Origin of the sequence: Roseovarius arcticus, assembly GCF_006125015.1 — a bacterium.
Classification (GTDB): Bacteria; Pseudomonadota; Alphaproteobacteria; order Rhodobacterales; family Rhodobacteraceae; genus Roseovarius; species Roseovarius arcticus.
Map to the genome: position 1 here is coordinate 916,033 of NZ_SZZN01000001.1, position 21,216 is coordinate 937,248.

A 21,216-nucleotide genomic window follows, 5' to 3' on the forward strand; every position below is an offset into this window, starting at 1 on the left:
CGCCATAAGGCAAGCACGCGCCTATCGCACCATTGCGCACGGTGCCCGTTTGTGGTGGTAGAATGTGTGTTGTGCTGGGTCAGAACCGTGGTCCGCGTCATGAAGGGAAGCCATATGGCTTGCATCCAGATCAGCAGATATGCGCCATGATCGCCGCATCGCGCAGTGTTCAGGTTGGTGCCGTCGTGGCGGCAATACTGCTACATGGCGCGCTGGCTATGGCGCTGATGCGGGACGCCGAGGTCGAGATTGAAGGCGGAACCGGCGCGCCCGAGGCGCGGATGGGTACTAGCTTTGCCGATATGGCCGCGGGTACGTTAAAGGCGAACGCGGCGACCGATGTCGCGCAACCCGTTCCGGTGGACGCAGCAAGGCAGGTCGCCGCGCCGCTGACGCCAGAGATCGCCGAGCAGGTGCAACCTATCCAGCGTCTCGCTGCTGAGAGGTCGCCAAGGGCAGATATCGCGGCGCGTGCGCCTGTTCCCAGACCCGCACTGCGGATTGAGACGCTCAGCCCGGATGTGCCGACAGCGCAGCCGATCCTACCCGAAGAGGTTCTGTTGCCGGACGAGGCCGACCCGGCAGTGAGCCATTCGCTGCGGCCAAAGCGGCGCAGCGCGGCATTTGAGCTAGCGCATGAACGCGTCAAGCCTGCCCCCCCGCCAAAGCCAGAGCCCAAACGGCCAGCCAATGCGAAGCCCGCACCCAAGGTGCAGCCCGCCACGCGCGGCAACGCGAGCCAGAATGCCGCCGCAGGTGCCGCGACAGGGCGCGCCGAGACCAAAGCGACGGCCAGTGGATCGGCTGGGCAAACGCCGCAGGCAACTGGCAATGCGGCGGCCAGCAATTATCCCGGCACGGTAATGCGCAAAATATCGCGTGTGCCGCGCCCGCGCTCTACCTCGCGCGGCACGGCTGTGGTGGCATTCACCGTTGCCGCCAGCGGTGCGCTGGGCGGGGTGCGCATCGCGAGTAGCTCAGGCTCGGCCCAGCTTGACCGCGCGGCCCTCAGTATGATCCAGAGCGCCGCACCGTTCCCACAACCGCCGCCCGGGGCGCAACGAAGTTTCACCATTAACATCAAGGGCCGTTGAGGCACAGCAGCTATGCCCAACACAAGTGCCAGATCGCCCTAGACATTCCGGGCGCAATCGCCTCTCTAGTCAGGCATGGACAGCGAAGAAAACGCAGGGCCCGGCTGGGGCATATTCTGGATGGTTGTCACGGGCATCCTTTTTGTCGGGGTAACAGCGCTGGTCAAGACGATTGGCGCGCGCCTGCCTGCGGCGGAAACTGCGTTCTTGCGCTATGCGCTGGGCCTCGTGCTGTTGATTCCTGTCATCCCGGCGATCCGGCGCGCGGCGATCAGCCCGCGCCTTTGGGCTGTGTTCTTCGGGCGCGGCGCGGTCCATACCATTGGCGTTGCGATGTGGTTCTACGCTATGGCACATATCCCCCTCGCGGACGTGACTGCCATGAACTATCTGTCGCCCATCTACGTCACTATCGGCGCTGCGCTGTTTCTGGGCGAGCGTCTGGCGCTGCGGCGCTTGATTGCGATCCTTGTTGCGCTCCTGGGTGCGGTGATCATCCTGCGGCCCGGCCTGCGCGAGGTGGGACCGGGGCATTTGGCGATGCTTCTGACGGCTTTCAGCTTTGGCATATCTTACCTGTTGGCCAAGGTGGCGACGGGCAAGGTGTCGCCCATGGTCGTCGTAGCCATGCTGTCGCTAACCGTGACCGTTGGCCTCGCGCCCTTTGCCGCGCTGAACTGGGTCCAGCCGACATGGCTGGAACTGGCGACGCTAACGGCTGTGGCCGTGCTGGCGACGGCTGGGCACTACACGATGATGCTCGCCTTCCGCGCGGCGCCAATGTCGGTGACGCAGCCGATGACGTTTCTGCAACTGGTCTGGGCGGTCCTGCTGGGCACGCTGGTCTTTGGCGAGGCGATAGACCCCTACGTCGTGCTGGGCGGGCTGGTCATTGTCGGCTCGGTCAGCTTTATCACATGGCGCGAGGCGCTGCTAAAGCGGCGCGGAAGCAAGCCGCTAAGCACGCCAGTCAGCACTGCGACAAAGGTTTGAGCGCCGTCTACGGAGCTATCGGCCTGCGCGTCGGACTTAGCTTCATCCCCGGTGCGGCAAGGCGCGCGGCGGGGCCGACCCATGCATACGCCAGCAGGCAGGGATCGCGGTCACCGGTGGTGATACGATGTTCCGCGCCAGAGCGATTAAAAATCAGCGATCCGGGCGAATAGACAGCCGCGTTGTTTTCCGACCACGCACCCGCGATTGAAATGTAGCTTTCCTCGATATCCTCGTGGCTATGCTGCGGATAGGTCGTGCTGGGTGCGAATAGCACGAACCCCAGGTTTAGCCGATCCGACTGGACCGGCCCCTTTGGGCCGAGGATTTCGCAGAACGCATATTTGCGCGCCAGTGCCTTTGGCATCTGGTCGTAGCCGTATTCCCAAGTCAGCGCGCCGCGCACCTCTCGCAGGGCGCGGGCCATCCCCTGCATTGCCGCACGCTCGCCCAGATCAAGGGCGCGGGCCAGGTGGGCCGTAACGGGGCGTGCGCAGGGCGCGCGTGGCTCAATCGGCGGATTCGCCGTGATTGTCGCGGACAGCGCATCGCGCACCCGCTTGCGATGGCTGCGGATCGCCGCGCTGCCCCCATCCGATCCCTGCCGATAGAGCGCGTCGAACTCGCGCAGCAGATACAGCCAGTCGGGGCAATCCATCAGGCAGGGCGCGGGTGAAGTGGGGGCTGCCGCGTCGGTCATAAGCATCGTCTCGCAAATTTAGGCTTACGAAATTTCAAGCACGAAGACCGCACCTGTCGCAAGTGTTTTGGACGCGCCGGGAGCCCCGCAAATGAAAAATGCCGCCGAACTTGCGTGTCCGGCGGCATCCAGTTTCATCGCTTGGCACCTATACACGCGCCTTGCGTGGCTGGCTTAGACAAACCACCAACGCTCGGCCCAGCGTTCGCCGTCCATGTCCCAGTTGGACGCGACGGCCTCCGGCTTGCCAATTTTCTTGGTCGCGGCAAAGACGTAGTTGGCGAACATCGGGATAATGATTGCGCCTTGGGTGCTGACAATCTCCTGCAACTCGAAATATTGCTGCTTGCGCTTGGCCTCGTCCAGTTCGGCGCGTGCCTCGGTCAGCAGGGTGTCAAACTTCTCGTTGCACCAGAAGCCGTCGTTCCAGTCCGCGCCGCATGTATAGGCGGTGGAGAACATCTGATCCTGCACCGGGCGACCGCCCCAATAGACCGCAGAAAATGGCTTTTTCATCCATACGTCGGACCAGTAGCCATCGTTCGGCTCGCGCACGACCTTGATGTTGATGCCCGCGTCCTTGGCCGAGTTCTGATACAGCGTGGCAGCATCGACAGCGCCCGCAAAGGCGGCATCCGAGGCCGAAAGGCTGACCTCAAGCGAGTCGAGGCCGGCCTCTTTGAGGTGGAACTTTGCCTTGTCCGGGTCGTAGGTCTTTTGCTCCAACTCGGTGTTGTAGTACTGCTGCCCAGAGCCGATTGGCATGTCATTTCCGACCGAGCCGTAGCCAAACAGGATCTTTTCGACCAACTCCTCGCGGTTGATCGCGTACTTCATCGCAAGGCGCACGTTGTTGTCGTCATAGGGCGCTTGATTGGCTGACATGGCAAAGGTGTAGTGCTGCGTGCCCGCGATCGAGCTGATATCCAGATCGGGGTTGCGCGCCAAGAGGCCGATGGTCTTGAGGTCCAGTTTGTCGACGGCGTCGACGTCGCCAGATACCAGCGCAGTGGTGCGCGCGTTCTGGTCTGTCAGTGACAGCATCTCGATTGTATCGAACCATGCGACGTCGTCGCGCCAGTGGTTCTCGTTGCGCTCTAGGATGGTCGTGATGCCCGGCTTGAACGATTTGAGCTTGTAGCTGCCGCAGCCATCGCCGGATTTCCAGTCGATGCTGCCTTCCGCAGCGGGCAGGATGGGCAGATGATAATCGCTAAGGATGAATGGGAAGTCGGCATTGCCGCCATCCAGCGTAAAGACGACGGTGTCGCCCTCAACCGTGATGTCCTGGATGGGCGCAACGATGGGGGTAGCTGCCGAGGCAGACTCTTCGCCGCGGTGGAAATTGATTGATGCGACGACATCGTCAGGGGTCACGTCCTTGCCCGAGTGGAAGGTGACGCCGCTGCGGATCTTAAAGCGCCAGACCTTGGCATCTGGCGACGCTTCCCAGCTTTCGGCAAGTTCCGGCCCGACCGAGCCATCGGCCAGAACCTCGGTGAGGTGGCCGTCCTTGGCGAAGGTCAGCGCGATCACATAGCCGTTGTCCCAGACGCCGGGGTTTAGCGTGTCGGTTGTCTGGCCGTGGCCCTTGCCGACGCGAATGTTGCCGCCCTTTTTGGGCGTTGCGGCCATCGCGCCGCCGAAGGGCAGCGCTGCGGCGACGGCGCCAAGCGCGGTCGTTTTCAGAAATCCGCGACGGTCGAAGCGGCCGTTTGTAGTTAGCGACATAGAAGTCTCCCTTTTATCGTTTCTCTCAAGGTCTTTTTTACTTTGTCCTGCCGCATATGCGCGGTGATTGTGCCTTGGTCCCGGCTTTGTTCGGCGTATGCGGCTACCGGGGTTCGGCGCCTGCGCTGACCTGACTGGGCCGGCGGGCTGATATACGCCAACAGACGTTATGATGCCGCCATGCCCTGTTGCAACCTATATCGCGGAGCTGAGCGGGGATGACGCTTATTTGCGAAGCATTGGGGTTATTGATTGACGAGTCAATAAAAAACCAGTAGCGCCGAAATGACGCTTGCATGACTTGGAAGAGGGGGGCGTTGTGCCCAAGCTGGGAATGGAGCCGATCCGCCGCGCCGCGCTGGTCAGCGCCACGATCCATGAGATCGGCGCGCAAGGGTCGATGGACGTGACCGTAGCCCAGATCGCACGGCGGGCTGGCATGTCGCCCGGACTGGCACATCATTATTTTGGCTCGAAAGAGCAGATATTCGCGGCCTCAATGCGCCATATCCTCACGCTATATGCGGCGCAGGTGCGCGGCGCGCTGATCATGGCGCCAACGCCCCGCGCGCGAATCGAGGCGATCATACGGGCCAGCTTTACCGCGATGAGCACACGGCCCGAGCATATTTCGGCTTGGCTGAACTTCTACGTGCAGGCCCGCAAGTCGCCCGAAACAGCGCGCCTGCTGGACATCTATCACCGCCGCCTTCAGTCGAACCTGCATTATGCCTTTGCACTGTTGGTTCCGGCGCGCGCCGACATTCTGGCACGCGGCGTCGCGGCGATGATCGACGGGCTATATTGCCGCCACGCATCGGGCGCCGCTGGCGATATCTCGGCGCAGTCCATCGAAACGCTGCTGCATTATGTTGCGTTGGCGCTGGACGATAAACCCCACATACCCATTCAAGGAGCCACCGCATGAGCCGCCCCAACATTCTGATTTTCATGGTTGATCAGCTGAACGGCACCCTTTTCCCCGATGGCCCGGCCGATTGGCTGCATGTGCCCAATCTCAAGCGTCTCGCGGCCCGTTCTACCCGGTTCGCCAATGCCTATACCGCCAGCCCTCTATGTGCGCCGGGGCGCGCTAGTTTCATGTCCGGGCTGCTGCCCTCGCGCAGCCGGGTTTACGACAATGCCGCCGAATTTGCCGCCGATATCCCAACATACGCGCATCACCTGCGGCGCGCGGGATACCAGACCTGCCTTTCGGGCAAGATGCATTTTGTCGGCCCCGACCAGATGCACGGGTTTGAGGAGCGCCTGACGACCGATATCTATCCTGCCGATTTCGGCTGGACACCCGACTATCGCAAGCCGGGCGAGCGGATTGAGTGGTGGTATCACAACATGGGCAGTGTCACCGGTGCAGGGGTGGCCGAAATCACCTATGAGATGGATTATGACGACGAGGTCGCTTATCATGCTACGCGCAAGGTATATGATCTGGCGCGCAGCCAGGACGATCGGCCTTGGTGCCTGACCGTCAGCTTTACCCATCCGCATGATCCCTATGTAGCGCGCCGCAAATACTGGGATTTCTATGAGGATTGCGAGCATCTGCTGCCGCCGGTTCCGGCGATGGACTACGCCGATCACGATCCGCACTCCCAGCGCATATTCGATGCAAATGACTGGCGCAGCTTTGACATCACGGACGAGCATATATCCCGCGCCCGCCGCGCCTATTTTGCCAATATCAGCTATGTCGACGCCAAAATTGGCGAAGTGATGGAGGCGCTGGATGGCACGCGCCAGACCGAGGACACCATTATTCTGTTTGTGTCGGACCACGGCGATATGCTGGGTGAGCGGGGGCTGTGGTTCAAAATGAGCTTCTTTGAGGGCTCATCGCGCGTACCGCTGATGATTGCCGCGCCGGGTATGGCGCCGGGGCGCGTCGATGCGCCGGTCAGCAATATCGACGTCTGTCCAACGCTGTGCGATCTGGCCGGCGTGTCGATGGAGGAGATCGCCCCGTGGGTCGCGGGCGAAACGCTTGTTCCGCTGGGGCAGGGGCAGGTCCGCGAGGCTCCGGTGGCGATGGAATACGCCGCCGAGGCGTCATATGCGCCGCTGGTTTCGCTGAGGCAGGATCAATGGAAGTTCAATCGCTGCACGCTTGACCCTGATCAGCTGTTCGATCTGGACGCCGATCCGCATGAACTGCGCAATCTAGCGGATGATCCGGCAAACGCAGCCACACTGAAGCGTTTCAGCGACATGGCGGATGCGCGCTGGGATCTGGAGGCGTTTGATGCCGCCATTCGCGAAAGCCAGGCACGGCGCTGGGTGGTTTATGAGGCGCTGCGCGAGGGCGGGTATTACCCATGGGATTACCAGCCACTGAAAAAGGCGTCAGAGCAATATATGCGCAACCATATGGACCTGAACGTGGTCGAGGAAAACGCAAGGTTTCCGCGCGGGGAGTAGTAAAAGTTGATCGGGATCAATGCGCGCGCGGTGGAGTCCGGGCAAAATCGGCGTAACCTGCAATATAAGGATAGACGCAGATGACCCATGTGCCCCACCAACTAAGCGCGGAATTCCCCGACAAGGCCGAGAAGATCGCGCAGATGGAGCAGTCAAATGCCCATTTCGCCAAGCTGTCAAACGAGTATGACGAGGTGAACCGCACCGTCCACAGAGCCGAGACGAACGTCGCGCCCATGGACGAGCTGGCCGAGAGCGAAGTGCGCCGCAAGCGGGCCGCGCTCAAGGACGAGATCTATGGCATGTTGACCAAGGAAGCCTAGCCCACCTCATAGGGCAGCACGCCGCGCGCATCAGGCCGAATGGTCAACCGCCTCTCCAGCGGCGGGATGGAGCGTTGGTGGCAGTTTGTGCGCTCGCAGATACGGCATGATATCCCGATAGGCTCAAATGCGGCCGGGCTGCTTAGATCCAGTGTGTCGGCATAGACCAGCGCGGGCGCGTGCCGGACCTCGCAGCCTAGCGCGATAGCAAAGCGGCGCACAGGCGCGCCGAAATGGCCGCCCGGTTTCGACACGTCGCGCGCCAGGTTGATGTAGCGCACGCCGTCTGGCGTCTCGGCCAACTGGCGCAGGAAACGGCCCGGAGTTTCAAAGGCCCGGTGCACATTCCACAGCGGGCAGGCGCCGCCATAGCGGGCGAATTGCATCCGCGTGGCCGAGTGACGCTTGGTAATCGTGCCTGCCTGATCGACGCGAACAAAGAAAAACGGAATGCCCTTGGCGCCGGGGCGTTGCAAGGTCGACAGGCGGTGGCACACCTGTTCGATCGACGCGCCAAAACGGTGGGCGAGGATCTCCAGATCATGTCGGCAGTCGCGCGCCGCTTGCAAAAAGGCGGCGTAGGGCATCAGCGCGGCACCGGCATAGTAGTTGGCCAGCCCGATTTTGGCGATGGCGCGGGCCTCGCCCGAGTGGAACCGGGCCAAATCCAGCGTCGCCTCCAGCAGTTTGTCTTGCGTCAGCAGCGCCAGTTGCAGCAACATCTGAAATGTGCGGGTTTCAGGCGGTGCGCGGGACGACAGGTGTAGTGTGCCGGTCGCCCGGTCTAGGCGTCGCAGCGGGCCATCCTCGCTGTCGACTACTGTGACACCGATCTGCCCCAAGGCTTCTACCGCGCACTCTTGCGTATTGCTGCTGGTGTTACCCAAACCTTCGGCGGCGCGGTCAACGGCGTCGATGTAGTTATCGCAATAGTGAAAGAAATCGCGCACTTCGGTCCACGGGCTTTGCGGTGTTTGCGCGTCGCCGGTGCCGAGTGCCTCGTCCAGCGAGGCGAGGCGTTCGTTTGTCCGGCGATAGGCGCTGTGCAATTCCAGAAATGCCCGGGCCAGCGCGGGCGCATTGGCGGCGACCAGCCGCAGATCGGCAAGGCCGGGCATGCCTGAGAACACCGGATCGGCCAACGCCTCACGCATATCGCTGGTCATGCGCTCGGCCTCGCCCGAGGCGAGCTGCGTTACGTCAAAACCAAACTCCTGCGCCAGAGCCAGCACAACGGTCGTGCTTACGGGGCGGTTGTTATTCTCCATCTGGTTTAAATAGGGCAGGGAGACGCCAAGCTGCGCAGCGAAATCCTTTTGTGTGAGGCCGACGCGCTGGCGCGTCTCGCGCAGCTTGGCACCGGCATATAGTTTTTTGGTCGCCATAATGCGCGCTCATTGTTTGCAAGTTAGCTTGACCGTCAGGCTATATTTGCAAATCCGTACGCGCAAGCCGTGCCTCACGCCGCATCACCAGCAAAATGGTCACTACCGCGCCAAGCGATACGAGCAGCATGATCCACAGCAGCGGAAAGGCCCCCGATGTGGGTGTCAGCCACGTCCCTGCCAGCGCCGACAGCGCAGCGCCGCCGCCAATCATCAACGCCCCTGCCAGCCCGCTGGCCGTGCCGGCCAGATCGGGACGGACCGAAAGCGCGCCCGCAGTAGCATTGGGGATGGTCATACCGTTGCCAAGGCCCATCAACATCATCAGCCCGAAAAAGGTAATGGCACTGCCAAAGCCGGCGTAGAACAGGCCAAGGTTCATTGCGATGCCAATCGCGTTTGCCAAAGTGCCCCAGTATACCATGCGGTTGACGCCGACCTGCTCGGAATAGCGGCCCGACAGGTAATTGCCCGCAAAATAGCCCGCAGCTGGCGCGCCAAAGTAAAATCCGATTTCGTGCGGCGCGAGGCCAAAGACGTGATCGCCCACGTATGGCGCGCCGCCGAGATAGGCGAAAAACGCCCCCGACGAGAGTGCCGCCGCGCCCGCATATCCCCAAAAGCGTGGCGAGGCGCATAGCACCGGATACTCGCGAAATTGCTGGGCCAAGCTCAGCCCGCTGCCCTTTGCCGTCTCGCCCAGATCGGCCCATGTCAGCCAGAATATTATAGTGCCCAACCCCGCGAGTAGCCAGAAATTCGCCTGCCATCCCAGGGCCTGCTCCAGCATGCCGCCAAAGCTGGGACCGACCATCGGCACCACGGCCATGCCCATCGTGACATACCCAATCATGCTGGCGGCTTGATTTTGCGGCACCATGTCACGCACGACCGCGCGGCTAAGGACCATGGCGACAACGATGCTGGCCTGCACCATGCGAAACGCCAGAAAGACGACCGCGGTCTGTGCCAACGCGCAGCCAATGCTGGCGAGGATGAAGATCGCAATTCCGGTCAGGATCACTGGCCGGCGGCCCAGCTTGTCCGAAATTGGCCCGACGAGGATTTGCAGCACCGCATTAACCGCAAGGTACAGCGCGACCGACAATTGCATGGTGCGGTACGGCGCATCGAAATAGGTGGCCATGTTCGGCAGTGACGGCAAAAAGATGTTCAACGCCAGCGCCGACATCCCCGTCATCAGGATCAACGTGGCGATGTGCGGCGGCGTGCGGCGATTGAGAAAAATGGCTCGGGTGGGATTAGGCATGTGCAGTGGCTAGGCGTGCATTGCAGCAAAGTCCATGCAGAGGGGCGAGGTATATTCAAATTTGCAAAACACGGTTGGTGTCACCGCTGGGATTTGCAAATTTGCCAAAATTCGCTGTTGCACGGCCCCGTATGCGGTATAGCCTGCGTAAAACCCATTAGCGGAGGGCGCCATGAAGGACATCTTGCAGGAACTCGAGGATCGCCGCGCTGAGGCGCGCATGGGCGGCGGCGCGCGCCGCGTCGAAGCGCAGCACTCCAAGGGCAAGCTGACCGCGCGCGAGCGGGTGGAGCTTTTGCTGGACGAGGGCAGCTTTGAGGAGTTCGACATGTTCGTCGCACATCGCTGTACTGATTTCGGCATGGAAAAGGACCGGCCCTACGGCGACGGCGTTGTCACTGGCTGGGGCACGATCAACGGGCGGCTCGTCTATCTCTTTTCGCAGGACTTTACCGTGCTGGGCGGATCGGTGTCCGAAACGCACGCAAAAAAGATTTGCAAGATCATGGATATGGCGGTGCAAAACGGCGCGCCTGTGATCGGCATAAACGATTCTGGCGGCGCGCGTATTCAAGAGGGTGTCGATAGCTTGGCAGGCTATGGCGAGGTCTTTCAGCGCAACATCACAGCATCGGGCGTCGTGCCGCAGATCAGCCTTATCATGGGGCCATGCGCGGGCGGGGCGGTCTATAGCCCGGCGATGACCGACTTTATCTTTATGGTGAAGGACAGCAGCTATATGTTCGTAACCGGCCCCGATGTGGTCAAGACTGTGACGAACGAACAAGTGACCGCCGAGGAACTGGGCGGCGCAACAACGCATACGCGCAAATCTTCGGTCGCCGACGGCGCGTTCGAAAATGACGTGGAAGCGCTGGCCGAGGTGCGCCGACTTGTCGACTTCCTGCCGTCATCGAACCGCGAGAAGGCCCCCGTCCGCCCATTCTTTGACGCGCCGGATCGGATCGAAAAGTCGCTGGATACGCTTATTCCCGACAATCCTAACATGCCTTATGACATGAAGGAATTGATCGAAAAGTTGGCCGATGAGGGCGACTTTTACGAAATTCAGGCCGAGTTTGCAAAGAACATGATCACCGGTTTTATCCGGATAGAAGGCCAGACCGTTGGTGTTGTCGCAAACCAGCCGATGGTGCTGGCCGGATGTCTGGATATCGACAGCTCGCGCAAGGCAGCGCGCTTTGTGCGGTTCTGCGATTGCTTTGAAATTCCGCTGCTTACGCTGGTCGATGTGCCCGGCTTTCTGCCCGGCGTCACGCAGGAATATAACGGTGTGATCAAGCACGGTGCCAAGCTGCTCTTTGCTTATGGCGAGGCGACGGTGCCCAAGGTGACGGTTATCACGCGCAAGGCCTATGGCGGCGCCTACGTGGTCATGTCGTCCAAGCATCTGAACGGCGATTTCAACTATGCGTGGCCGACGTCAGAGATCGCGGTGATGGGCGCCAAGGGCGCGACCGAGATTATCCACCGCGCCGATCGCGGCAACGCCGACAAGCTGGCCGGCCACGCCAAAGATTATGAGGACCGTTTTGCTAGCCCGTTCGTTGCCGCCGAAAGGGGCTTTGTGGACGAGGTCATCATGCCCAGCACGACCCGCAAACGCGTTGCGCGCGCCTTTGCCTCGCTGCGCGGAAAAGAGGCGACAATGCCGTGGAAAAAGCACGACAACATACCGCTGTGATGCAAGTGCCAGAGCCATCAATGCAAATCGCAGGGGAAACCGGACGGATCGGCCTTGGCCTCGCAACCGTTGCGGGAACCGCGTGCGGCCTGCCTGCGTTCGGGCAGTGTAGGGAGGCAGGTCATGGCCAAATCGAAAAACCCCAGCATCAAGGACGCGGACACCTACGAGGCGCTGCGGGATCAGGGCGCGTCCAAGGAGAAGGCCGCACGTATTGCGAATGCGCAGGCGAATCCGGATCAGCATCCGTCCCGCAAGGGTGGCAAGGCGCCGCCCTACGAGGAGTGGTCCAAGGAAGATCTGTATTCGCGCGCGCAAGAGATCGGAATCGACGGACGCTCGGACATGAGCAAAGATCAGCTTATCGAGGCGCTGCGCAATCATTAGCCTTGCGCGCAACTTGCGCCGTTGGGTGTCTCTGGCTGGTTACGCCTCAGGCTGCATCGGCACAGAACGATATGCAGAACGATATTCACCTGCCATCGGGCGGGCAGGCCTACTTGTACGAGGTGATTGGGCAGGGCAGCGATGAGGTTCGCCTGAGATACGTCTCGGCCAAGTTTGACCCGAGCGCGCTGGAGCCAGAAGCGCTGTTGGCCGACATGACGTTTCTTTGCCAAAACAATGCGTTGGTGCTGGCCGGGGGAAGTGATGCCCCGCAGCATGTCACGGTATCATTGGCTGACCGTGAAACCGAGTTTGGCATTTTAAATTCTGATGTCAGCCAAAGCTTTGAGGCATTTACCATCGATAGAACGACCTGCATCTGGGAGGCATTTTGATGCGTCCACAATATCTTGCGCGGCATTTCTCACCCTCACGGCTTTGTGAGGCTTTGGTGCCACATAGGCGCGTCATTCGCTCAATTACGTATCGCTTGGAAAAAAACTCATCTATTCTTACAGGGGATTGCACCCAAGCAATCCATACCTCGAAGATCCGGTGGGGGCTGGGCGTGTGCCCAATCCCGCCTTCAAAAAGTGACAGGAGAATTCAATGTCGAATGCTATCAAAGGTTTTATGGCTCTCGGTCTGCTCGTTGCCGTCTCGGCTTGCCAGCAGGCACCCGAGGACGATTACGTGGTTGTCGAGCCGGTCACGGTCGAGCCCGTTCAGACTGGTAAGTACTAATCCGAACTTTCGGAATGTAATACCGAGGCAGGCCGCGCGGCCTGTCTCGATCCAATGCTTTATCCCGCTCCAGCGCCCTGTTTCGGAGGGCCTGACATGATCAAACATCGCGGGTTTCCCGGCAGATTGCCGAGTACCGATTTTCAATTCACTATCCGCCGCGCCAATCCAAAGGGCGCTACGCCGCTGACCCGGCGCGAGCGGTATGCTGACCGGCGCACGCCTGACCGGCGTGCCGATACCGGCTTTGTCCGCGCAATTTATCAATGCTTTGGGGATGAGCCGTTTGAGCGGGGCAATCTGGACGCTGGACGCCTGTCATGGCTGCTGGGTCGCGAGGTGCTAACGGTGTCCGACCCGTTCGATCCCACGGATTACGAGGCACTTCTGGTGTTGGATGTAGAGGCAGCGCGCCGCGCTTTCCCCGCCGCTTTCGACGAGGAGGAGGAAGCATGAGCGCGCCTGTGCACTCGCCGCGCACCGCGCTTGGCATGAAATTGCCCATGGCGTGCACGCTTGCGCGGAATACAGCCGATAATTGTATGCGCGCCCAAATCCCCTTGGCCGAGAGTGGTGATGCTGTCAGCTTCAAGAGTGTAGTGGCGGGCCTTCCCCAAGGGTCCGGGGCACCATGTCCAAACCGTTACCCTTCCCCTGACAGGCGGCGTCGCGCACCTTTGCGCACGCCGCCTTTTTTTCGCGTTGATGCAAGTGCTTGTGCCTATAGGCAAAAGCTTGCGCAAATGCGCGTTGGCCGCACGTTCGGCTTTGACGCAGACGCGATTCTGCCCTCTGATATGCTTGCGCAAAGCGCAGATAAAAAAAGAGGCAGCATAAAATGCTCAGAGCAATCAAAAGACAACCTAAAGCTGTATTGGCGATCATCATCCTGTCGGCCATCGCGGCCTGCGGCGACACGATCGGCAAGCAGGGCCTCATCGGTGCGGGTGCAGGCGTGGCCGGGTCGGCCGTGCTGGGTACCAATTTGGCGGCTGGCGCCGTGGTCGGCGCTGCCGGCAACGTCGCCTTCTGTCAGGCCTTTCCAGAACGCTGCACCTAACACTCGCCGCAAGGCAACGGCTCCATCTGATTGGACCATCCGTGCCATTATGCACGGATGGTCCTTTTCGTTTATCGCACGCAATTAAGGGGACATGCCCATGTTCAAGAAGATCCTGATCGCCAACCGCGGCGAAATCGCCTGCCGCGTCATCAAGACCGCGAAGCAGATGGGCATCCAGACCGTCGCTATTTATTCGGACGCTGACCGCAATGCGCTGCATGTGCGCATGGCAGACGAGGCGGTGCATATCGGCCCCGCGCCTGCCAATGAATCGTACATCGTCATAGACAAGGTGATGGACGCCGTTCGCCAGACCGGTGCAGAGGCCGTGCATCCGGGCTATGGCTTCTTGTCTGAAAACGCCAAGTTTGCCGAGGCGTTGGAGGCCGAAGGCGTCGCCTTTATCGGGCCGCCCAAAAAGGCCATTGAGGCGATGGGCGACAAGATCACGTCGAAAAAACTGGCGCAGGAGGCGGGCGTTAACACGGTGCCCGGCTATATGGGGCTGATTGAGGATGCCGAGGACGCAGTCAAAATATCGAACCAGGTCGGCTATCCGGTGATGATCAAGGCCAGCGCCGGCGGCGGTGGCAAGGGCATGCGTATCGCTTGGAACGACGACGAGGCGCGTGAGGGGTTTGAAAGCTCCAAGAGCGAGGCGGCCAGCAGCTTTGGCGATGACAGGATTTTCATCGAGAAGTTCGTGACGCAGCCCCGCCACATCGAAATTCAGGTGCTGTGCGACAGCCACGGCAATGGAATCTATCTGGGCGAGCGTGAGTGCAGCATTCAACGCCGCAACCAGAAAGTCATCGAAGAGGCGCCCAGCCCATTTTTAGATGAAGAAACGCGCAAGGCGATGGGTGAGCAAGCCGTCGCGCTGGCGCAGGCCGTCGACTACACCAGCGCTGGCACGGTCGAATTCATCGTCGACGGCGACCGGAAATTCTACTTTCTTGAGATGAACACGCGCTTGCAGGTCGAGCATCCTGTGACAGAGCTGATCACCGGCGTTGATCTGGTCGAGCAGATGATCCGCGTCGCAAACGGAGAGGCGCTTAGCCTGTCGCAAAAGGACGTGAAGCTGAATGGCTGGGCGATGGAGTGCCGCCTTTATGCCGAAGACCCTTATCGCAACTTCCTGCCGTCAATCGGTCGGCTGACCCGCTACCGCCCCCCAGAGGAGGTGCGCGTGGAAGGTGCCATAGTGCGCAACGATACCGGCGTTTATGAGGGCGGCGAGATCAGCATGTTCTACGACCCGATGATTGCCAAGTTGTGCACTTGGGGGCCGGACCGCATGGCCGCGATCGAGGGGATGCGCGCCGCGCTCGACAGTTTTGAAGTTGAGGGCATCGGACATAACCTGCCGTTCCTGTCTGCTGTGATGGACCATCCCAAATTCGTGTCTGGCAATATCACCACGGCCTTTATCGCTGAGGAATATGAGGGCGGCTTTGAGGGGGCGACGCTGGACGATGCAACGTTGCGCCGCGTCGCTGCGTCCTGCGCCGCGATGCACCGTGTCGCCGAAATCCGGCGCACGCGCATTTCGGGGACAATGGACAATCATGAGCGCAAGGTGGGCGACGACTGGAATGTCGCGCTGCAGGGGACCAGCCTCGACGTGAGCATAAAAGCCCGGCGCGGTGGGGCCACCGTGACGTTCGCAGATGGCGGCGCCGTCGAGGTGGCCAGCGACTGGACGCCGGGCAATTCGCTGGCACGCCTGGAGGTGGACGGCACGCCGCTGGTGCTGAAGGTCGGCAAAGTCTCAGGCGGCTTTCGCATCCGGTGCCGAGGCGCGGACCTAAGGGTGCATGTCCGCACGCCGCGTCAGGCCGAGCTAGCCGCGCGGATGCCAGAAAAACAGCCGCCCGACACGTCCAAGATGCTGCTTTGCCCGATGCCCGGCCTTTTGGTCAAAATGAACGTGGCTGCCGGTGATGAAGTGCAGGACGGGCAGGCGCTATGCACTGTTGAGGCTATGAAAATGGAAAATATCCTGCGGGCCGAGCGCAGTGGTATCGTCAGTGTCGTCAATGCAGAACCGGGCGATAGCCTGGCGGTCGATGAAGTCATTATGGAGTTCGAATAGATCATCATGCGCTTTGCCGCGTCCATCCCCTTCGGCCGCGCTTCATTGGTCTGCGCGTTGCTGCTTGCCATTGCTGGTTGCAAGCGGGCGAGTGAGGCGGAAATGCGCACGATGTTGGCCGAATGGGTGCCTTTGGGCGATACAGTGGCCTTCGAGGCTACGCGCGGCTGTGCGGCGGGCCTCTTTGATGTGGTCGACGGGCGCATTGCCTCGCGGATGCGGGTGGCGACCAGCGTGCAGGAGGCCGCGATGGTCCTGCGCGGTAATGCAGCAGTAGCGATAGACGACACAAGTCTTACCCCGGATGCTGCCATGCTGGAACTGATGCAGGCAGACCGCAGCGCTGGGATGACGATGCGGATGGCCGGGCTGGAGGGGCGCGTTTGTATGGACAGCGACGTTCAAGGCGCGTTTGCCGCCGCGCTGGTCAATCCGCGCGCCGTGCTGCTGGTGGGCCATGATCGCCGGATTTTGGCGCTGATGGATGTGGATGCGGGTCTGCTGATAGCCGCCATGGGGGCGAAATGATGCCGCGGGCGAGCGCCATACCTCAGCTGCCGCCTGCGCGGCGGTCGTTGATCTCCTGCTGGCGCATGGGCAGCTTATCTATAGTTCGGGTAATCTCCCGCACATCCCACGGCAGCGGTTTGCGCAGGTATATCGTGCCGTCCTTGACGATCAGCACAAGCATGAAACCACGCGGATGTAGCCGATCACGTAGCGCACTACCTGAACCGGGATCGGTGTCGGTCAAGATAACGACGTCTCGCTCGGCCAGCGCGCTCAGCCGGGCGTTAAGCAACTCCATCTGGCGGATGAACTGCGGATCATTTGGGCTGTCGGCAAAGACGACGAGGGGCCTTTTTATCCATAGAAATTGCTTCAAATCAACGTTTGTACCCTCAATAAACACCTCGGATGCAACCACATCAGAGGACCCTTCCGAGGCCTGCTGGGCAGCGACCGGAAGGGTGAAAAGGCAAGCGAAAACAAAGGGAAGTATTAGTTTCATTGGTTCTCCTATACGCCATAATATAAGCGGCGCCCGGGGGATTGCGATACGAAAGATTACGTCTTTCGCACAAAGACCTGCGTTAATTCCATTGTCAGGATTGCACATTAGCCATGCTTACACATCCCGGCGCCACCCTGCGTGGCCCGGTGTCATAGCGAAAGGCGGGCCAAGACATGGAAATTACGCTGCATCTGGGAGCGCATCGATGCGCCTCGACGAGCTTTCAATGGTATATGCGCAAGAACGCAGTGCGCCTCGCTGCGTCTGGCATCGGCTTTTGGGGACCGCAGCAGACGCGCATGGGGTTGCTGGAGGGCATATTTCCCAGTCCCGGTCCGATGACCGCAGCAAAGCAAGCGGCACGTGCAAAAGGACGGATCGCGCTGGCTATTGCCAAGGCCGAAGAGACGGGAATTCAGCATCTGATCATCTCGGACGAGAATATGATCGGTGCGCCGCGCCGCAATCTGCGAGACATGCGTTTATATCCCGGTATCGGCGAGCGGATGGCACGCTATTGCGACGCCCTAAGCGGCCGGGCGGTGCGCGCTGTGATATCGGTGCGGGCGCAGGATGCATGGTGGGCTTCGAACATAGCCTTCGCGGTTGCGCGTGGTGCGCAGCTACCGTCGCGAGTGCAGCTTGCACATATAGCGGCCAGCACGCGCAACTGGCGCGATGTCATCATCGATCTGGCCTGTGCATTGCCAGAGGCACACCTGATGGTGATGCCGCACGAGATGTTTGCATCCGTCCCAGAACGGCGGCTAGCCTTGATGCTGAACTGCGCCGACATGCCGCGCGCCCATGCACGAGAGTGGCTGAACCGCTCGCCGGATTTGCCTGCGTTGCGCGCAGCACTGATGGAGCGTGGCAGCGATCCGGCGTTGCTGCCCCAGGGCCACGGTCTGTGGCAGCCCTTTGGCCGCGAGGAATGCGCGGCCCTACGCGAGGCTTATGCCGACGATCTTTATTGGCTACGCGCTGGTGCGGATGGTCTGGCAACATTGATAGAGGAACACGGACAGGATCAGGCGGGGCGAACACCGCCGATCATCGTCCAGACAAGAGGACAAGAACATGACCAAGAAGGTGCAAGACGATTGGCGCAAGCTGGCCGAGGCGGAGCTTAAAGGGCGGCCTCTGGATGACCTGACGTGGCACACGATAGAAGGCATTGATGTAAAGCCATTATATACGGCCGACGATACTGACGGGCTGGCGCATATGGGCAGCATCCCCGGCGCCGCGCCATTCACCCGCGGGGTCAAGGCGACAATGTATGCGGGACGCCGCTGGACGATCCGGCAATATGCCGGATTTTCGACAGCCGAGGAATCTAACGCGTTTTACCGCAGTAATCTGGCGGCGGGGCAGCAGGGCGTATCGGTAGCCTTCGATCTGGCCACCCACCGGGGTTATGACAGCGATCATCCCCGCGTCGAGGGTGATGTTGGCAAGGCCGGCGTCGCCATCGATTCGGTTGAGGACATGAAGATCCTTTTTGACCAGATCCCGTTGGACCAGGTCAGCGTCAGCATGACGATGAACGGTGCGGTCATCCCGATTCTCGCCAGTTTTATCGTCGCGGGCGAAGAGCAGGGGCATGACAAATCCCTTCTCTCGGGAACGATTCAGAACGACATCCTCAAGGAATTCATGGTGCGCAACACCTATGTCTATCCGCCGCAGCCCAGCATGAGAATTATCAGCGACATCATCGAATATACCTCGGATGGGATGCCAAAGTTCAACTCTATTTCCATCTCAGGCTATCACATGCAGGAGGCTGGCGCGAACCTGGTGCAAGAGCTTGCCTATACCCTCGCTGATGGGCGCGAATACGTGCGCGCAGCGATCGAGGCGGGAATGGACGTCGACAAATTCGCCGGGCGTCTCAGCTTCTTTTTCGCCATTGGGATGAACTTCTTTATGGAGGCGGCCAAGCTGCGCGCCGCACGCCTGCTGTGGCACCGCATCATGACAGAGTTCGGTGCGCAGAACGAACGCTCCAAAATGCTGCGAACGCACTGCCAGACCTCGGGCGTCAGCTTGCAAGAGCAGGACCCCTACAACAACGTCGTGCGCACCGCTTATGAGGCGATGAGTGCTGTCTTGGGCGGCACACAATCGCTGCACACCAATGCGCTGGACGAGGCGATGGCCTTGCCGACTGAATTCAGCGCGCGCATTGCCCGCAATACCCAACTGATCTTGCAAGAGGAAACGGGCATCACCGCCGTCGTCGACCCACTGGCTGGCAGCTATTATGTCGAGAGCCTGACAGCCGAACTGGCTGAAAAGGCGTGGGCTCTGATGGACGAAGTCGAGGAGATGGGGGGTATGACCAAGGCCGTCGCCAGCGGTATGCCCAAGCTGCGCATTGAGGAATCGGCAGCTACGCGGCAGGCGATGATCGACCGCGGCACCGAAGTGATCGTAGGCGTCAACAAATATCGCCGTGACAGCGAGGATCCCATTGATCTGCTCAGCATCGACAACACCAAGGTGCGCGATAGCCAGATCGCCCGGCTGAAGAGCATCCGTGCATCGCGGGACGAAAATGCCTGTACGAAGGCGCTAGACGAGTTAGAGCGCCGCGCACGGGAGGGTGGTAATTTGCTGGAGGCGGCTGTCGAGGCAGCGCGCGCCCGCGCAACAGTAGGCGAGATATCAATGAGCATGGAGAAGGTATTCGGCCGCCACCGCGCCGAAGTCAAAACTCTGGCAGGCGTCTATGGCGCTGCTTACGCTGGCGACGAAGGCTTTGAAGCTATCCAAAAATCGGTCGAGGATTTCGCCGAAGAGGAAGGGCGCCGCCCCCGGATGCTGGTGGTAAAGATGGGCCAAGACGGCCATGATCGGGGGGCCAAAGTGATCGCGACGGCGTTCGCCGACATTGGATTTGACGTCGATGTTGGCCCGCTATTTCAAACGCCCGAGGAGGCAGCACAAGATGCGATGGACAACGACGTGCACGTCATCGGCATCAGTAGTCAGGCAGCAGGCCACAAGACATTGGCCCCCAAGCTGATTGAGGCGCTGCGCGCGCAAGGCGCGGGCGAAATTTTGGTTGTTTGCGGGGGTGTGATCCCTCAAGGGGATTACGAATTCCTGAAAAACGCTGGTGTGAAGGCGATTTTTGGACCGGGGACAAATATTCCTAGTGCCGCACTGGAAATATTGCAGATGATCCGCGACGCGCGGGGGTAGCGGTGACCGGACGGGCGCGCGCGGGTGGCGCGCCCGCCGGAAGTGCTAATCAACGGGGCTTGGGCCGGTGATAATGGCCCGCTCTAGGCATCTATCCGCAATGCGTGCCGTATTTGTGAACGCTCTGTGACCAGTTCGGAGGCACTTTGCTTTACAAAGTGACTTTGGTGGCGTGAGGTGGATTTGAACCACCGACCTAACGATTATGAGTCGTTTGCTCTAACCCCTGAGCTACCACGCCGTCGCCGCGTGGCTAAGCCAGCGGCGAGCCACCGTCAAGCCGGAAATCGGCATTGTGCACGGTGAAGCGTATTGGCGTGCCCTTTGCGCTACCTTCGCCGCAGATCGCAGGACGGGTTGAACTTCTTGGGTGGGCGCAGGTATGACTTGTGCGTCGCAGACGCCATCGGGAAGGGCCATGCATATGCTGGAATTGGATCATCTCGCCATTGCGGCGACGACGCTGGAGGAGGGCTGTGACTGGGTTGCGCAGCGCCTTGGTACAGCGCCAATTCGGGGGGGGCGGCATGCGTTCTTTGGGACGCATAATTGCCTCCTTGGGCTAGAGAATGGCCTCTACCTCGAAGTGATCGCGATTGACCCGGACGCGCCGCCACCGGGGCGGCCACGGTGGTTTGATCTGGATCGGATGGCCGGACCGCCGCGCCTGAGCAACTGGATATGCCGTACCGAGGATCTGGAGGCAACGCAGGCAGCACTGCCGGGAATCGGGCCGCAAGTCGCGCTGGAGCGCGGCGATCTGCGCTGGCGAATGGCGGTGCCTGAAAACGGCCAGCTCCCCTTTGACGGATGCCACGCAGCGGTCATTCAATGGGATGGCGATCTGCATCCTGCGGCGGCCCTTCCGGCCACGGGTATCACGCTGCGGCGCCTGATCGTCACGCACCCGGACGCGCAGGCGCTAGAGGCGCGAATGGCGCCGCGGCTGATAGATCGGCGGGTCGTGTTTGAGACCGGTGCCATAGGACTAAGAGCCGAATTCGACACGCCCGGCGGCTGCAAGTTCTTAGGATAACACTTAGGCTGGTTGCCGCT

At 60.7% G+C, this 21,216-nt stretch carries 21 protein-coding genes and 1 tRNA gene; 16 read left to right on the forward strand and 6 right to left on the reverse strand.

The features are described 5' to 3' along the window. The first annotated feature begins 146 nt into the window (after positions 1–146). Together MK6180000_RS04355 and MK6180000_RS04360 are read left to right on the forward strand one after the other, a co-directional pair. Positions 147–1,094 carry an energy transducer TonB family protein gene (locus tag MK6180000_RS04355; protein ID WP_138933625.1) on the forward strand — a complete coding sequence of 316 codons (948 nt, stop codon included), beginning with the start codon at positions 147–149 and terminating at the stop codon, positions 1,092–1,094. A 75-nt stretch (positions 1,095–1,169) separates the two neighbouring features. Then, the gene (locus MK6180000_RS04360; RefSeq protein WP_246040428.1) at positions 1,170–2,087 is read left to right on the forward strand and encodes a DMT family transporter; all 918 of its coding nucleotides are present in this window, start codon (positions 1,170–1,172) and stop codon (positions 2,085–2,087) included. Positions 2,088–2,094: 7 nt separating this feature from the next. Here the strand turns inward: MK6180000_RS04360 and MK6180000_RS04365 are convergent, their stop codons facing one another. Further along, a complete protein-coding gene (locus MK6180000_RS04365) occupies positions 2,095–2,787 on the reverse strand; it encodes a dimethylsulfonioproprionate lyase family protein (RefSeq protein WP_138933626.1) in 693 nt (230 codons plus the stop codon). A gap of 174 nt (positions 2,788–2,961) precedes the next feature. Next, positions 2,962–4,518, reverse strand: coding sequence for an ABC transporter substrate-binding protein (locus MK6180000_RS04370; protein ID WP_138933627.1), 1,557 nt, complete (start codon positions 4,516–4,518; stop codon positions 2,962–2,964). A 334-nt stretch (positions 4,519–4,852) separates the two neighbouring features. On the opposite strand from MK6180000_RS04370, the gene betI reads away from it, so the two are divergent. The 3 genes from betI to MK6180000_RS04385 all read left to right on the forward strand — a co-directional run bounded on the left by betI (position 4,853) and on the right by MK6180000_RS04385 (position 7,280). Further along, on the forward strand, positions 4,853–5,446 hold the full coding sequence (betI, locus tag MK6180000_RS04375) for a choline-binding transcriptional repressor BetI (RefSeq protein WP_138936334.1): 594 nt from the start codon (positions 4,853–4,855) through the stop codon (positions 5,444–5,446). Then, positions 5,443–6,957 carry a choline-sulfatase gene (betC, locus tag MK6180000_RS04380; protein ID WP_138933628.1) on the forward strand — a complete coding sequence of 505 codons (1,515 nt, stop codon included), beginning with the start codon at positions 5,443–5,445 and terminating at the stop codon, positions 6,955–6,957. Before betI ends, betC begins: the two co-directional genes overlap by 4 nt. An 80-nt stretch (positions 6,958–7,037) precedes the next feature. Next, positions 7,038–7,280 carry an HP1242/YdcH family protein gene (locus MK6180000_RS04385; protein ID WP_138933629.1) on the forward strand — a complete coding sequence of 81 codons (243 nt, stop codon included), beginning with the start codon at positions 7,038–7,040 and terminating at the stop codon, positions 7,278–7,280. On the opposite strand, the gene MK6180000_RS04390 is transcribed toward MK6180000_RS04385, so the two are convergent. After that, positions 7,277–8,665, reverse strand: coding sequence for a helix-turn-helix domain-containing protein (locus MK6180000_RS04390; protein WP_138933630.1), 1,389 nt, complete (start codon positions 8,663–8,665; stop codon positions 7,277–7,279). The two genes, MK6180000_RS04385 and MK6180000_RS04390, sit on opposite strands and share 4 nt — an antisense overlap. Positions 8,666–8,705: 40 nt before the next feature. Next, on the reverse strand, positions 8,706–9,935 hold the full coding sequence (locus tag MK6180000_RS04395) for a multidrug effflux MFS transporter (protein ID WP_138933631.1): 1,230 nt from the start codon (positions 9,933–9,935) through the stop codon (positions 8,706–8,708). Positions 9,936–10,107: 172 nt separating this feature from the next. Between MK6180000_RS04395 and MK6180000_RS04400 the strand changes: the two genes are divergently transcribed. The 8 genes from MK6180000_RS04400 to MK6180000_RS04430 all read left to right on the forward strand — a co-directional run bounded on the left by MK6180000_RS04400 (position 10,108) and on the right by MK6180000_RS04430 (position 16,460). Continuing rightward, on the forward strand, positions 10,108–11,640 hold the full coding sequence (locus MK6180000_RS04400; protein ID WP_138933632.1) for an acyl-CoA carboxylase subunit beta: 1,533 nt from the start codon (positions 10,108–10,110) through the stop codon (positions 11,638–11,640). A 123-nt stretch (positions 11,641–11,763) separates the two neighbouring features. Further along, positions 11,764–12,027, forward strand: a complete 264-nt coding sequence (locus MK6180000_RS04405) for a DUF7218 family protein (protein ID WP_138933633.1) — start codon at positions 11,764–11,766, stop codon at positions 12,025–12,027. A gap of 71 nt (positions 12,028–12,098) precedes the next feature. Further along, positions 12,099–12,422, forward strand: coding sequence for a DUF6497 family protein (locus MK6180000_RS04410; protein ID WP_138933634.1), 324 nt, complete (start codon positions 12,099–12,101; stop codon positions 12,420–12,422). A 214-nt stretch (positions 12,423–12,636) separates the two neighbouring features. Next, the gene (locus tag MK6180000_RS20835; protein ID WP_281283840.1) at positions 12,637–12,771 is read left to right on the forward strand and encodes a hypothetical protein; all 135 of its coding nucleotides are present in this window, start codon (positions 12,637–12,639) and stop codon (positions 12,769–12,771) included. Between the two features lie 96 nt (positions 12,772–12,867). Next, positions 12,868–13,227: a hypothetical protein gene (locus MK6180000_RS04415; protein WP_138933635.1), complete on the forward strand. Its 360-nt coding sequence runs from the start codon at positions 12,868–12,870 to the stop codon at positions 13,225–13,227. Between the two features lie 382 nt (positions 13,228–13,609). Then, positions 13,610–13,831 carry a hypothetical protein gene (locus MK6180000_RS04420; protein ID WP_138933636.1) on the forward strand — a complete coding sequence of 74 codons (222 nt, stop codon included), beginning with the start codon at positions 13,610–13,612 and terminating at the stop codon, positions 13,829–13,831. A gap of 100 nt (positions 13,832–13,931) precedes the next feature. After that, a complete protein-coding gene (locus MK6180000_RS04425) occupies positions 13,932–15,932 on the forward strand; it encodes an acetyl-CoA carboxylase biotin carboxylase subunit (RefSeq protein ID WP_138933637.1) in 2,001 nt (666 codons plus the stop codon). A 6-nt stretch (positions 15,933–15,938) separates the two neighbouring features. After that, on the forward strand, positions 15,939–16,460 hold the full coding sequence (locus MK6180000_RS04430) for a hypothetical protein (protein ID WP_138933638.1): 522 nt from the start codon (positions 15,939–15,941) through the stop codon (positions 16,458–16,460). A gap of 22 nt (positions 16,461–16,482) precedes the next feature. Here MK6180000_RS04430 and MK6180000_RS04435 read toward each other — a convergent pair whose 3' ends face one another. Beyond that, positions 16,483–16,944: a DUF4174 domain-containing protein gene (locus MK6180000_RS04435; protein WP_138933639.1), complete on the reverse strand. Its 462-nt coding sequence runs from the start codon at positions 16,942–16,944 to the stop codon at positions 16,483–16,485. 176 nt (positions 16,945–17,120) lie between these two features. Here MK6180000_RS04435 and MK6180000_RS04440 point away from each other — a divergent pair, with 176 nt between their 5' ends. Together MK6180000_RS04440 and scpA are read left to right on the forward strand one after the other, a co-directional pair. Beyond that, positions 17,121–18,080: a hypothetical protein gene (locus tag MK6180000_RS04440; protein WP_138933640.1), complete on the forward strand. Its 960-nt coding sequence runs from the start codon at positions 17,121–17,123 to the stop codon at positions 18,078–18,080. After that, entirely contained in the window at positions 18,028–20,160 is a 2,133-nt protein-coding gene (gene scpA, locus MK6180000_RS04445; protein WP_138933641.1) for a methylmalonyl-CoA mutase, read from the forward strand. Before MK6180000_RS04440 ends, scpA begins: the two co-directional genes overlap by 53 nt. A 165-nt stretch (positions 20,161–20,325) precedes the next feature. Here the strand turns inward: scpA and MK6180000_RS04450 are convergent. Beyond that, a tRNA-Met gene (locus MK6180000_RS04450) sits at positions 20,326–20,401 on the reverse strand. 183 nt (positions 20,402–20,584) lie between these two features. Between MK6180000_RS04450 and MK6180000_RS04455 the strand changes: the two genes are divergently transcribed. After that, a complete protein-coding gene (locus MK6180000_RS04455) occupies positions 20,585–21,196 on the forward strand; it encodes a VOC family protein (protein ID WP_138933642.1) in 612 nt (203 codons plus the stop codon). The last annotated feature ends 20 nt before the right edge of the window (positions 21,197–21,216 follow it).